We start from the raw sequence: 13,806 nt of genomic DNA on the forward strand, positions 1-13,806 counted from the left end.
CCGCACGCGGCCCGCATGGTGTTGCGATGCGGGCCTCCGTGTGCCGGTTCCGGCCGGCGCGATGTTTCTTCCTACTAGCGAGTCGACAATGAAGCAGCCACCTCTCCAGCTGGAATACGCCAATACCGGGGGAACGCCTCCCGATACACCGATGATGTCGTACGTGGACGTATTGCTGGCGAATCGTTTCATGATCATCGTCTTGACCGTACTCGCGACCTTGATCGGCGTCGCCTATTACCTGATCAAACCGCCGGTGTACCAGTCGGACATCGCCGTGCAGGTGGAAGAGGAATTGCCGACCGGGCAGAGGACCAGCATGCTGGGCGACGTGTCGTCGATCTTCGACATCAAGCAGGCCGCGTCGGGGGAAATGGAGATACTGCGTTCGCGCATGGTGGTGGGACATGCCGTGGACTACTACCAGCTCTACGTGCACGCGACCCCGGACTACTTCCCGGTCATAGGCCGGTGGCTGGCCAGGCGGCATGAAAGCTTCGCGCTGCCGGCCGCGATCACCGATGCGATACCGGGAGGCTGGGCCTGGGGGGGCGAGCGTATCCAGGTGAATCGTATCGACGTGCCCGACGATTTGATCGGCAAGAAGCTGAGCGTGGTCGCGCTGGGCGGGGGCGCCTACGAGCTGGTCGACCCCGTGCACGACCGGCGGTTCGAAGGGCGCGTCGGGCAACTGGAGCGCTTCGAAGTACCGGGTGGGGCGATCGAGATGCAGATCGACGTCCTGCAGGCCCGGCCCGAGACTACCTTCACGGTGGTACGGGATTCGCGCCTGGAAGCGATCGAATCGCTGCAGACCCGCATGGGCATTTTCGAGCGCGGACGCCAATCCAACGTGATCGGCGTGACGCTTCAGGGGCAGGATCCGGTGCTGACGGCCGCGGTGCTGAACGAGATCGGCCAGGAGTACGTGCGGCAGAACACCAACCGCAAGACCGCCCAGGCCGAGAAATCGCTGGCGTTCCTGGATCAGCAGTTGCCCGTGTTGAAGAAGCAGCTGGAAGAGTCGGAGACCCGCTACAACGCCTTGCGCAACGCGCGCGGCACCATCGACCTTACCGAGGAAGCCAAGCTGGTGCTGGGCCAGTCGGTGGAAACGCAGAACCGCATCTTCGAGCTGAAGGCGCGCCGCCAGGAACTGGTGACCCGTTTCGCGGCCTCGCACCCCAGCATCAGCGCCATCGACCGTCAGATCGCCTCGCTGACCGGCGATATGAACAAGCTGAACAGCAAGATCCGCGAACTGCCGGACCTGGAGCAGGACGTGGTGCGATTGACCCGCGACGTCAAGGTCAATACGGACCTGTACACCGGCCTGTTGAACAACGCGCAGCAGCTGCGCATGATCCGCGCCGGCAAGGTCGGCAATGTACGGGTGGTGGATACGGCGGTGGCGGCGGAACGGCCGCTCAGCCCCAAGGCCCCCATCGTGCTGGGCATTGCCGCGCTGGCCGGCCTGGTCCTTGGCGTGGTCGCCGCCTTTGTACGCAACGCGCTGTTCGGCGGCCTGACCGATCCTGACGAAATCGAACGCTATACCGGGCTGCCGGTGCTGGCGACCGTGCCCTACAGCGATCTGCAGGATAGGCTGTGGCGCCGCGCGCGCCGCAAGAATGCCCGCATTCCGGCATTGCTGGCGCAGAGCAACGGCAGTACGCCGCCCATCGAAAGCCTGCGCAGCTTCCGCACCGTGCTGCAGGTCGCCATGCGCGATTCCTCCAACAACATCGTGGTGTTCACCGGGCCCCTGGCCGGCGTGGGCAAGTCGTTCCTGTCCGCGAATTTCGCCTTTATCCAGGCGGCGGTAGGCAAACGTGTGCTGCTGATCGACGCCGACTTTCGCCGCGGCACGCTCAACCGCTATTTCGCCACTTCGGCCGAGAACGGTTTGTTCGAAGTGCTGGCGGGCACCGTGCCGCTGGAAGCCGTGACCAAGCGCAACATCATGAACGGCGTGGATTTCATTTCCACCGGCAGGGTCACCTTCGATCCTTCCGAACTGCTGGCGTCCGAGGCTTTCGGCGAATGCCTGCACGCCCTCGCGGCCGATTACGACATCGTCATCGTTGATACTGCGCCGGTGCTGTCGTCCTCGGATGCGGCGGTGGTCGGCGCGCACGCCGCGGCCGTCATGCTGGTGGTCCGTTCGGGCATGAACACGGTGGGCGAGATCCGGGAAACCAACAAGCGCCTGCAGCAGGCGGGGGCACCCGTCGCGGGCGTGGTCTTCAATGGCCTGAAGCTGCAGTCCGAAGGCTGGGGCTACCGCTCGAAGTACGGTCCGTATCGATATTCCCGCGCGTCCTACTACGGCGAAAACCAGCCATAGCGGCACTGGAGACTTCATGGATTCCCTGGGTGCCGCGGAAACGTCCGGATTCCCGCCGGAGGTTTTTCGCGCCGATGAAGTACGGGGCCGCGTGGGGCAGGAGATCGATAGCCGCTTCGCGCATGCCCTGGGCCTGGCAGTGGGACGCTGCGTGGCCGAACTCGGAGGCCGCGCCGTCGTGATCGGCAAGGATGCGCGGCTCAGCAGCGTCGAGCTGGGCGCCGCCTTGCAGGCCGGCGTGCGGCAGTCCGGAATGGCGGTGATCGACATCGGCATGGCGGCCTCGCCCCTGACGTGGTTCGCCGCGCGCCTGACCGGCGCGGGGGCGGCGGTGTCGGTGACAGGCGGCCACGACGACGAAGCCTATAACGGCTTCAAGATCATGCTGGAGGGGCATGCCGTGGACCAGGCCGCCCTGCAAGCGCTGCGCGGCCGCATGCAATCCGGCGCGGCGCCGGCGGCGCGTCCCGGCACCCGGGCGCAGATCAGCGCCGCGCCGTGCTATCTGTCCCGGCTGGCCAGCGACATCCGCCTGGAGCGGCCCATGAAGGTGCTGCTGGACTGCGGGCATGGCGTGGCCGGCACGCTGGCGCCGGACGCGTTGCGGGAACTGGGCTGCGAGGTCACCGAGCTGGCTTGCGAAGTGACGGGGTCGTATCCGCCGGACCAGCCCAGGCCCGGCGAGGCCCGCTACCTGTCCGACCTGGCCGCCCGGCTGCGCTACAGCGGATGCGAACTGGCGCTATCGATCGCCGGCGATGGCGATCGCCTGGTGGTGATCAGCCGGTCCGGCGCGCGAGTGTGCGTGGATCGTCTGCTCATCCTGTTCGCGCGCGACATGCTGTCCGGCGTGCGGGGCGGCGCCGTGGTCCACGACGTGAAGAGCAGCCGCAATCTGTCCCGCGAAGTGCGGGCGCTGGGGGGCACGTCGGTGGTGAGCCGCGGCGGCGATGCCAGCATCGGCGCCAAGATGCGCGAGGCGGGCGCCATGCTGGCGGGGGAAACCGGCGGCGGCATCCGTTTCACGGACCGCTGGCTGGGCTACAGCGACGGGCTGTATGCCGCGGCGCGGCTGGTGGAGCTGCTGTCGCGCCACCGCGATGCCTCGGCGATTCTGGATGGCTTGCCGCAGTCCTGTGCGACGCCGGAACTTCGCCTGGATACCGCGGACGGCGAACAGTACCGGCTGGTCGAGGCGCTGCGCGCCGACGGCCATTTCATGGGGGCGCGGGAAATCATTCACCTGGATGGGGTGCGCGTCGAATACGAGGACGGTTTCGGCCTGGCCCGCGCCGCGGTCGCGCAGCCGGCCGTCATGTTGCGCTTCGAGGGCGATAACGGCACCGCGCTCTCGCGCATCCAGGAGGATTTCCGCCGGCAGCTGCTTAGCGTGGCACCGGGATTGCGACTTCCTTTTTAACGAGTGGGGCGACGGAGCGGCAATGACGACGTTATTGGTCACCGGAGGCGCCGGCTACATCGGCAGCCATACCTTGATAGAGCTGATCGGCGCGGGATACCGCCCCATCGTCATCGACAATCTGTGCAATGGCAGCCGTGCCGCGGTCAGCCGCGTCGAACGCATCACCGGCACGCGGATCGCGTTCGTGGAAGGCGATATCCGCTCCGCCGGCTTGCTTGCCACGTTGTTTTCCCTGCAGGAGCGTCGCCGGCAGCCCATCGAGTGCGTCCTGCATCTGGCGGGGGTGAAGGCGGTGGGCGAATCCGTCCGCGATCCGATCAAGTACTTCGACAATAACGTCTCGGGCACGGTGGCGCTGCTGTCGGCGATGCACGCCCATGGCGTGCGCCGGCTGGTGTTCAGTTCTTCCGCAACGGTCTACGGCGTGCCGCGCTTCCTGCCGTTCACCGAGGAGCATCCGCTACAGCCGACCAATCCGTATGGACGTTCCAAGCTGATCGTCGAGCAGATGCTGCAGGATGCTTGTGCCGCCGAGGCGGAATTCAGCGCCGTGACCCTGCGCTATTTCAATCCGATCGGTGCGCATCCCAGCGGCCTGATCGGGGAAAATCCGCGGGACGTTCCCAATAACCTGTTTCCCTTCATCACGCAGGTCGCGGTGGGGCGCCAGCCGCATCTGAAGGTCTTCGGCAACGACTATGCCACCGAGGACGGCACGGGCGTGCGGGATTATCTGCACGTCATGGATCTGGCCGCGGGCCATGTGCGCGCGGTCGATTACGCGCTGAACCACACCGGTTTCGTCGCCGTCAACCTCGGCACCGGCAAAGGCACCAGCGTCATGGAGCTCGTGCACACCTTCGAACGCGTCAACGGGCTGCGCATTCCCTGCCAGGTCGAGGCGCGGCGGCCGGGCGATGTGGACCGGGTCTGGGCGGACCCGAGCCTGGCCCGGCGCCTTTTGAACTGGCGCACTTCGTACGGCGTGGAGAGCATGTGCAAGGACGGCTGGCGCTGGCAGCAGTCCAATCCCGAGGGCTACGGGACGCTGCACTAAGGCCTGGCGGGCCGATAGCGCGTGCGCTGGCTGGCTCTCGCGCACCGGCGCCGCGGCGGGCGGGCATGGTAATTGCTCTACGTCGGACCACGACATTACGGCGGCTTCATGCCACCGGCAGCAACATACTTCGAACAGCCGCCCAGCCATGAGCTCACAGCCACGCGCGCCATCCGCCAGCGCGACGACAGTGTCAGACACAGCCGCACCCGCGGTCCACCATGCCGCGCGGGCACCCAGCGACACCCCGGCGGCCCTGTCGCCACCGCGCGCCTTCGATCGCCGCCACGCGCCGCTATCGATCATCGCGGTGCTGGCGGTGGTGTTCGCCCTGCACCTGGCGCGCGATTTCGTGATCCCGCTGGTGATCTCCATCGTGCTGTCGTATGCGCTGGACACGCCCGTGAACTTCCTGCATCGGCGCGTCCGCCTGCCTCGCGTGCTGGCGACGGTGATTGTGGTGATCGCGATGGTCGGCCTGATCCTGTTCGGCATGGCCTCGTTGCGCGGCCAGGTGCTGTCCATCGTCGACAGCCTGCCGAAGACGGCGCAGAAGGTATCGCGCTCCGTGGAAAGCTTCCAGGCCGGCGGCGGCTCCATCGTGGACAAGCTGCGCGCCGCCGCCAATGCCGTGAATACACCGTCGAAGCCGCGCTCGGATGGCGCGCGCGTGGTGGTGACGCGTCCGGCCGACAAGCTGGAAGAAATGCTGCTGGCGGGCTCCATGGGTGTCGCGGAGTTCCTCGGGCAGGCATTGATGGTGATTTTCCTGGTGTTCTTCCTGTTGCTTTCCGGCGATACATTCAAGCGCAAGTTCGTCCGTGTCTCCGGCCGCAACCTGACCGAGAAAAAAATCAACGTGCACATGCTGGACGAGATCCATCGCTCCATACGCCTGTACATGATGATGATGGTGGTGACCAACGTCATGCTGGGCCTGCTGACCTGGCTGGCGTTTCGCTGGATCGGTCTGAACAATGCGGGGACCTGGGCGGTATTCGCGGGCGCCATGCACGTGATTCCCTATTTCGGCCCGCTGCTGGTGGCGGTGTTTACGGGCGTGGCGGCGGTCGTGCAGTTCGGCGAGCTGGGCCCAGCCCTGCTGGTGGCGGGGGTCTCATTGCTGATCGCGGCCCTGATCGGCTTCGTGGTGCAGACCTGGATGACGGGACGCATCGCCAGGATGAATCCCGTCGCCGTTTTCGTCATCCTGCTGTTGTTCACCTGGGCATGGGGCTTGTGGGGCACGCTGCTCTCGATCCCCATCGCGGTCATCGTGAAGGTCGTCGCCGATCACGTCGAGGGCTTCGAGGGCGTCGCCGAGTTCCTGGGGGAATAGGCGGGCACGGCGCATGCTCGCATGAACGATTTGCCGTCCAGGGTTGTCCACAGCTTCTGTGGACAACCCTCTGGATAGTCTGCGCACAGCCTGAAAAAACCCTTTTATGACAAGGTCTTGGGAGAAGAGGTCAAAATCCTCTCAAGGCAGGCCCGCGGCCGCCGGCGCGTCGCCGGCCCCGTCGATATCGGGCAGGACCGTCAACAGCGCCGCCAGGGTATCGGCACAGGGCCGTTCTATCTTCAACGCCAGGAGCGGATCGGCGCGGGTGCGTCCCAGATTGATGGCGGCAATGGGCAGTCCGGCCCGGTTCGCGGCGGCGGCGAAACGATAGCCGGAATAGACCATCAAGGACGACCCGACGACCAGCATGGCGTCCGCGCGCGCCAGGCCGTCGTTGGCGCCGGCCACGCGGTCGCGCGGCACGGATTCGCCGAAGAACACCACATCGGGCTTCAGGATGCCGCCGCAGACGGGGCAGGGCGGCACGTGGAAGCCGGAGAAATCCACGCCGTCGAGATCGGCGTCGCCATCGGGGGCATGGATCGCATCCAGCGCCAGCCAGTCGGGGTTCATGGATTCCAGCATGTCCTGCATGCGTGTGCGTGCCAGCGTGTGCCCGCATTGGGTGCAGATGACCCGGTCCATGCGGCCGTGCAGGTCTATCACATCGCGGCTGCCGGCTTTCTCGTGCAGGCCGTCGACGTTCTGCGTGACCAGACGCGTAAAGCGGCCCTGCGTCTGCAGCCGAGCCAGCGCAAGGTGGGCGGCGTTGGGCGCCACGTTGCCGAACATGCGCCAGCCGATCATGCCGCGCGCCCAGTAGCGCGACCGCGACGGCGCGCTGCCCATGAAGGTACTGAAATCCATGGGGGGACGGCGCTTCCACGCGCCTTCGCTGTCGCGGTAATCGGGAATGCCGGACCCTGTGCTGCAGCCCGCGCCCGTCAGCACGAACAGGCGCGGATGCGCCAGCACGAAGTCGCGCAACGGCAGCAGGTCCGCGGCGGCCATCGGCGGTCAGCCGCCAAGCCCGGCGTCGGGCGAGGTATTCAGCGTGCCGGCCTGCGTTACGTTGGATCCGGGCGGCACGTCCCGCGTCAGCCATACGTTGCCGCCGATGACAGACCCGCGTCCGATCGTGATGCGTCCCAGGATGGTCGCCCCCGCGTAGACCACCACGTCGTCCTCCAGTACGGGATGGCGTGGCAGGCCTTTCTTGAGCTCGCCGTTGTCGCCCGGCGGAAAGCGCTTGGCGCCCAGCGTCACCATCTGGTACAGGCGGACGCGGTCGCCGATCACCGCGGTTTCGCCGATGACAACGCCGGTGCCGTGGTCGATGAAGAAACTGCGGCCTATGGTGGCGCCCGGATGTATGTCGATGCCGGTATCGGCGTGCGCGATCTCGGCGACGATGCGCGCCAGCAGCGGCACGCCGAGCAGATAGAGTTCGTGCGCGAGGCGATGGTGGATCATCGCCATCACGCCGGGATAGCACAGCAGGACTTCGTCGACGCTGCGCGCCGCCGGATCGCCCTGGTACGCCGCGATCACGTCGGCGTCGAGCTTGCGGCGCACGGCGGGCAGCTGCGCGCCGAAGGCGCGTACGATTTCCACGGCGCGCTGTTCGGTTTCATCGCGGATGGGGCCGTGGTTGCGCTCGGCATGGTTCAGTTCCAGCCGCACCTGGTGCAACAGGGCATCCAGGGCCGTACCGATGGTATGGCCTACGTAGAAGTCCTCGAGCTCCTCGCGCAGGTCGATGGGGCCCAGGCGCATGGGGAAGAGCGCGCCGCACAGCGCCGAGACGATCTGGCGCAGGCTTTCCTGCGATGGGAATTCCCGTCCGCCGGCATCGCGCAGGCGTCCGAGCGGCTGCCGCCATTCGGTACGGACCCCGCGCAGCTCCGAAACGATGCGATCCAGGTTCCAGGACGCGCTGTGTGGGTTCAAGGGTGCATTCATGGCGCTCAGGCTGCGAGTGGAAGAGGACATATCGCCGCCGGTACCTGGGGGGCGCATCGGCGGCGTAATCCTAATTTACCCCGATGGCAGGGTATCCGCGGGGGCAAACCTTGCCATGCACAGGGTTTATGAGCCGCCGGCCCCGATGGGCTAGTCCTGGTCCCCGCCCAGCAACAGGCGCCTTGCGGCCTTCCAGCTGCCCGCGTCGGGCGCGTAAAGCAGCCCGCCGCCGCGATGGGTGGGCTTGTAGGGCGACCCGTCGAAATGCGCGCCGTAGCCGCCGGCCTCGCGATGCAGCAGCCACCCCGCCGCGTGATCCCAGGGCATCAGTTGCCCATACAGCAGGATGTGCGCATGGCCGCCGGCGATCATGCGGTATTCGTGCGCCGAGCAATTGAGTATCGTCGAGGACGCCAGCCCGAGGGCATTGGCATTGACGGTGGCGCGCAGCGTATCGTCCAGATGCCGCACGGCGATCAGCCCGGTCATTGCGTCCGTTGTCGCCGGCGCGGCCACCCGCAGCGGCGTCTGTTCGCCGTGTTCGCTTTCCAGCCACGCACCCTCGCCGCGTATCGCGATGGCGGCGTCCCGGCACAGGGGGTCGTAAATGATGCCCGCCATGACTTCGCCGCGGCTGACCGCGGCCACCATCACGCCGAAGAGCGGCAGGCCGGCCACGTAATTGCGCGTACCGTCGATGGGATCGATAAGGAAGGCCAGTTCGGCGTCGATCCACACATTCAGCAGGGCGGGGTTGCGCGAGCAGGCCTCTTCGCCGACCACCACGGCGCCCGGATAGGCGCGCGCAAGCCGTTCGCCGATCATGCGCTCCGCCGCCTCGTCGGCATCCGTGACGACGTCCAGGGGCGATGTCTTGTTGCGTACGGCGCTCGCGGCCAGGCGTCGAAAGCGCGGCATGATCTCGGCGTCCGCGGCTTCCGCCATGAGCGCGACGATGCGGCGCGTGTCTTCACGATTGATCGATCGAAGCATGATGGTCTGGCCGGGCTGTGCCCCCGGGCGCGGGCCCGGGAAAAGCTGGGACGGGAGCCGAATCTACCACGAGACGCTGCCGTCGGCGCGGATGCCGGAATGGGGCGGCCGTTGCACCGATTCTAAGCGCCACCCCCAAGTCCTTGTGCAGCAAGGCATTTTTGGAACTGCCCCGAAGCTATCCCAAGGGTTGTCCACAAAACGTGGGGATAAAGCGGCGCGGCATGCCTGGGCCATCCCTGCTCGCTCCTGCCAAGTGCTTGTGCGCAAAGGCATTTTCCGACCTGCACAACTTCTATCCCAAGGGTTGTCCACATAATGTGGGGATAAATAGCCGGTGCAGCGGCCGTGGGACGGCGCTAGGGGCGTTGAAGTCCACGATGCCTGGCGGTAATAGTCCCGGAACATTCTTAAGCCATCTGCAATGCCTCTATGCTCTAATACTTTTCGCCGCGCGCGGCGGCTACTGCCTGGCGCAGTGCCGCGGCGCCTGCGCGCGGCAAGCGCGCATCGCCACACGACGCAGCGGAAAAACAAAACGGAGACAAAGGACACAGGATGGACCAGACACGACGGAAGTTGATGCTTACCGCCGCGGGCGGCGCTGTGCTTGCCGCGGCATCGGTACGGGGTGCGCTTGCGGCAGCCCCTTTCCGCTACAAGTACGCCAATAACCTGCCCGCCACGCATCCCATGAACGTGCGCGCGCGCGAAGCCGCCGCGGCGATCGCCAAGGATACGAACGGCCGTTTCCAGCTGGATATCTTCCCCAGCAGCCAGCTGGGCTCGGATACCGATACATTGAGCCAGCTGCGCGCCGGCGCGGTCGAGTTCTTCACGCTGTCCGGGCTGATCCTTTCCACGCTCGTGCCGACGGCCTCCATCAGTGGCGTGGGGTTTGCGTTTCCCGACTACGACACGGTATGGAAGGCCATGGACGGCCGGTTGGGCGAGTTCATCCGCGGCGAGATCAAGGCCAAGGGCCTGCTCGTGATGGACAAGATCTGGGACAACGGATTTCGCCAGGTCACGACCAGCACGCGTCCCATCAACGGTCCCGGCGACTTCAAGGATATGAAGATCCGCGTGCCGGTCAGCCCGTTGTGGACGTCCATGTTCCAGGCGCTGGGCGCGGCGCCGGCCAGCATCAACTTCAACGAGACGTATTCGGCGCTGCAGACCCGCATCGTGGACGGCCAGGAAAACCCCCTGGCGATTATCCAGACCGCCAAGCTCTATGAAGTGCAGAAGTACTGCTCCATGACCAACCACATGTGGGACGGCTTCTGGTTCCTGATGAACCGGCGTGCGTGGGAAAAACTGCCGGAGGACATCCAGGGCATCGTTTCCAGGCACATCAACGAAGCCGGCATGAATATGCGCGCCGACACATTCGCATTGAACGGCGAACTGCAAACGAAACTGGCGCAGCAGGGCCTGGTTTTCAATACGCCGGACCCAGGCCCCATCCGCGACGCCTTGCGCAAGGCCGGCTTCTATAAGGAATGGCAGGGCAAGTACGGCGAGAAGGCCTGGGCCATCCTGGAACAGTCGGTCGGCAAGCTGTCGTGATGCCGGGCACGCGCACGCAGGCCGGCGGAACCGGCGGCGCGGCCGCGGGCCTTACCTGGGTTGCCGGGGCCGATGCCGCGCTGGGCTGGCTGGTGGAGATTCCGGCGGCCATGCTGGTGGTCGCGGAAATCGTCGTGCTGTTCGCCGGCATCGTGGCACGCTACGTCTTTCACGCGCCCCTGGTGTGGTCGGACGAACTGGCCTCCATCCTGTTCCTGTGGCTGGCCATGCTGGGCGCCGTGGTGGCATTCCGCCGTGGCGAACACATGCGCATGACGGCACTGGTGAACCGCGCATCCCCGGTGGCGCGCGCCTTCCTGGACGTAGTGGCCGTCGCCAGCGCGTTGGCGTTCCTGCTGATGATCGCCATGCCGGGCTACGAGTACGCCATCGAGGAACAGTACGTCACCACGCCCGCCCTGGAAATTTCCAACATCTGGCGCGCCGCGGCGCTGCCGGTGGGCACCGCGCTGATGATCCTGATCGCCTTGCTGCGGCTGGCGAGCCGCGGCGCATGGAAGGCGACCGTGGGCGCGGTTGCGCTGGTGGCCGCCATCGTCGCCGCGATGACGGCGCTGCAGCCGGTGTTCGCGTCGCTGGGCAATGGCAACCTGGTGGTGTTTTTCGTTGTGATCGTGGCCGCCTGCGTGTTCGCCGGCGTGCCTATCGCATTCTGCTTCGGACTGGCCACTTTCGGCTACCTCGCCTTGACGACCGGGACGCCGATGATGGTGGTCGTCGGGCGCATGGACGAAGGCATGTCGCATCTGATCCTGCTGGCGGTGCCGATGTTCGTCTTCCTGGGCCTGCTGATCGAAATGACGGGCATGGCCGAGCGCATGGTGGGCTTCCTCGCCAGCCTGCTGGGCCATGTGCGCGGGGGCCTGTCGTACGTGCTGATCGGCGCGATGTATCTGGTGTCGGGCATCTCCGGCGCCAAGGCCGCTGATATGGCGGCGGTCGCGCCGGTGCTGTTTCCCGAAATGCGCAAGCGCGGCGCCAGCGAAGGCGAGCTGGTCGCGTTGCTGTCGGCGACGGGTGCCCAGACCGAAACCATACCGCCCAGCCTGGTGCTGATCACCATCGGGTCTGTGACCGGCGTATCCATCACCGCGCTGTTCACGGGCGGCCTGCTGCCGGGCCTGGTGCTGGGTTTGATGCTTTGCTTCGTGGTATGGCGCCGCAACCGCCATGAAAACGCCGGCACGGTCGCGCGCGCGACGCGCGCGGAGATCCTGCGCGCGCTGGTGGTGGCCCTGCCGGCCCTGGCGCTGCCCTTCGTGATCCGCGCGGCGGTCGTCGAAGGCGTGGCCACCGCCACGGAGGTCTCGACCATCGGCATCGTCTATTCCGCCCTGATCGGCTTGCTGGTGTACCGGCGTTTCGATTGCAAGCGCCTGTGGCCCATGCTGGTCGATACCGCGAGCCTGTCCGGCGCCATCCTGCTGATCATAGGCGCGGCCACCGGCATGGCCTGGGCGCTGACGCAATCGGGTTTTTCGCACCAGCTGGCCGATATGATGGCGAAGCTGCCCGGCGGCGCGGTGACCTTCCTGGCGGTATCCATCGTCGCCTTCGTGATTTTGGGCAGCGTGCTCGAAGGTATCCCGGCCATCGTGCTGTTCGGCCCCTTGTTGTTCCCCATCGCCAGGCAGATCGGCGTGCACGAGGTCCACTACGCCATGGTGGTGATATTGGCGATGGGCATCGGCCTGTTCGCCCCGCCCTTCGGGGTGGGATATTACGCCGCGTGCGCCATCAGCCGCGTGGCGCCGGACCGCGGCATGCGCGCCATCGTGGGCTACCTGGTTTCCATCGCCATCGGCCTGGTCATCGTCGCGGCCATACCCTGGCTGTCCATTGGATTCCTGAAGTAAAGCGGTGGCGGGCGCCGCTTTTCGCGGCTGTCGGCAGTGAACCGGTTGTCGCCGCGCCGGGCGCGGTCCGCGATTACGGCAGGGCCCGCTGCAAGGCCTGCATCAGGCCTTGCGCATTGCGCATGCCCTGGTCCTCGAAGTTGGTGTTCAGAATCACGTGGGTCTTGCGCACGCGTTGCGCCAGCTGCCGTACCCGGCGAGCCATTTCTTCGAGTTCCGCCACGCTGTACTCGTAGTTGAACCGGCTGGAAGATGCGCTGCCGGACGACATCCAGGCCGCGGCATTGCGTCCGTGCATGCGCACCAGGGCCAGATCGTCGCGCGTGGTTTCCCATATCGCCGGCACGCTGTCTTCCGATGCCGTCGGGGCATCCACGACGGTATGGACCGCGCGCAGTTGCCGCAGGAAGTCCAATGTCGACGTGGCCTCCGCGCCTTCGAACCAGGCGCGATGACGGAATTCCACCGATGCGACGTGGTCCTCCAGCCGGGCCACGCAGTCCGCCACCCGGGCCCGGCCGCGCGTATCCGGCTTGATCCAGCGCGGAAACTGGAAATGCACGGCGCCCAGTTTGCCCGACATGCGCAGGGGTTCCAGCGCGAAGACGAAGCGGCGCCACGCTTCATCGACGACCTCGCGCGGCAACTGATCGATGAAGCAGACGTCGCCGGCATTGTGGCGCAAGGCATCCTGCAGGTCGGTATCCAGCGCGGCCAAAGGCGTCTGGTGACCGGTAAACAGGCGGAATGCCTTGATGTTGAAAACGAAGTCCGGCGGCGTGCGCGTCGCCCAGGCATGGGCATGGCGCGCGGAGGGCAGGGCGTAATAGCTGGAGTCCACTTCGGCAATCGGGAAGTGGGCCGCGTAGTAACGCAGTCGCGCCTGTGCGTCGGCGGTGCCGGGTGGATAGAAGCGGCCGCACGCCAGCAGGGTCGGATCCGTCCAGGACGCGGTACCGACCAGGATGGACGGTGCGCCCGGAAAGCCGGCGGCAGGCTGGGCTGCCCGCTGCCCGGATGGGAAATGCATTGCTTCTGACATGAGTCGCGTAGCGGTCCCGGCACGCGTTGCCGGCCCGGTGCCGGCGCGCCGGCAGATGCCCTGTGCGGGTTTGCCGGGCGCCTGGGCGCTCCGCGGATTATCCCTCAATCCCCCTTGCCACCGGGAGCGCCTTCACCGCCCATGGCATGCGGGCGGTGGATGGCCGCGGGGCGGTGGGCGCCGGCCCATGT

Annotated in this window: 10 protein-coding genes; 6 read left to right on the forward strand and 4 right to left on the reverse strand. The window is 66.4% G+C overall.

The features are described 5' to 3' along the window. Positions 1–88: 88 nt before the first annotated feature. From CAL28_RS08750 to CAL28_RS08765, 4 genes are all read left to right on the forward strand, one after another. Positions 89–2,347, forward strand: coding sequence for a polysaccharide biosynthesis tyrosine autokinase (locus CAL28_RS08750; RefSeq protein ID WP_094841036.1), 2,259 nt, complete (start codon positions 89–91; stop codon positions 2,345–2,347). A 16-nt stretch (positions 2,348–2,363) separates the two neighbouring features. Next, a complete protein-coding gene (locus CAL28_RS08755) occupies positions 2,364–3,767 on the forward strand; it encodes a phosphomannomutase/phosphoglucomutase (protein ID WP_094841037.1) in 1,404 nt (467 codons plus the stop codon). A gap of 22 nt (positions 3,768–3,789) precedes the next feature. Next, entirely contained in the window at positions 3,790–4,827 is a 1,038-nt protein-coding gene (galE, locus tag CAL28_RS08760) for a UDP-glucose 4-epimerase GalE (RefSeq protein WP_094841038.1), read from the forward strand. A gap of 190 nt (positions 4,828–5,017) precedes the next feature. Continuing rightward, positions 5,018–6,166, forward strand: coding sequence for an AI-2E family transporter (locus tag CAL28_RS08765; protein WP_254926057.1), 1,149 nt, complete (start codon positions 5,018–5,020; stop codon positions 6,164–6,166). A gap of 141 nt (positions 6,167–6,307) precedes the next feature. Here CAL28_RS08765 and CAL28_RS08770 read toward each other — a convergent pair whose 3' ends face one another. From CAL28_RS08770 to CAL28_RS08780, 3 genes are all read right to left on the reverse strand, one after another. After that, positions 6,308–7,180 carry an NAD-dependent protein deacetylase gene (locus CAL28_RS08770; protein WP_094841040.1) on the reverse strand — a complete coding sequence of 291 codons (873 nt, stop codon included), beginning with the start codon at positions 7,178–7,180 and terminating at the stop codon, positions 6,308–6,310. A 6-nt stretch (positions 7,181–7,186) separates the two neighbouring features. After that, positions 7,187–8,131: a serine O-acetyltransferase EpsC gene (gene epsC, locus CAL28_RS08775; protein ID WP_094841041.1), complete on the reverse strand. Its 945-nt coding sequence runs from the start codon at positions 8,129–8,131 to the stop codon at positions 7,187–7,189. 150 nt (positions 8,132–8,281) lie between these two features. Further along, the gene (locus CAL28_RS08780) at positions 8,282–9,124 is read right to left on the reverse strand and encodes an inositol monophosphatase family protein (protein WP_094841042.1); all 843 of its coding nucleotides are present in this window, start codon (positions 9,122–9,124) and stop codon (positions 8,282–8,284) included. Between the two features lie 558 nt (positions 9,125–9,682). Between CAL28_RS08780 and CAL28_RS08785 the strand changes: the two genes are divergently transcribed. Then, entirely contained in the window at positions 9,683–10,696 is a 1,014-nt protein-coding gene (locus tag CAL28_RS08785; RefSeq protein WP_094841043.1) for a TRAP transporter substrate-binding protein, read from the forward strand. Beyond that, positions 10,696–12,573, forward strand: coding sequence for a TRAP transporter large permease (locus tag CAL28_RS08790; RefSeq protein WP_094841044.1), 1,878 nt, complete (start codon positions 10,696–10,698; stop codon positions 12,571–12,573). The genes CAL28_RS08785 and CAL28_RS08790 overlap by 1 nt, the downstream gene beginning before the upstream one ends. A gap of 73 nt (positions 12,574–12,646) precedes the next feature. Here the strand turns inward: CAL28_RS08790 and CAL28_RS08795 are convergent, their stop codons facing one another. After that, the gene (locus tag CAL28_RS08795; RefSeq protein ID WP_094841045.1) at positions 12,647–13,603 is read right to left on the reverse strand and encodes a DUF72 domain-containing protein; all 957 of its coding nucleotides are present in this window, start codon (positions 13,601–13,603) and stop codon (positions 12,647–12,649) included. Between the last annotated feature and the right edge of the window lie 203 nt (positions 13,604–13,806).

Origin of the sequence: Bordetella genomosp. 11 (genome assembly GCF_002261215.1) — a bacterium.
Lineage (GTDB): Bacteria > Pseudomonadota > Gammaproteobacteria > Burkholderiales > Burkholderiaceae_B > Bordetella_C.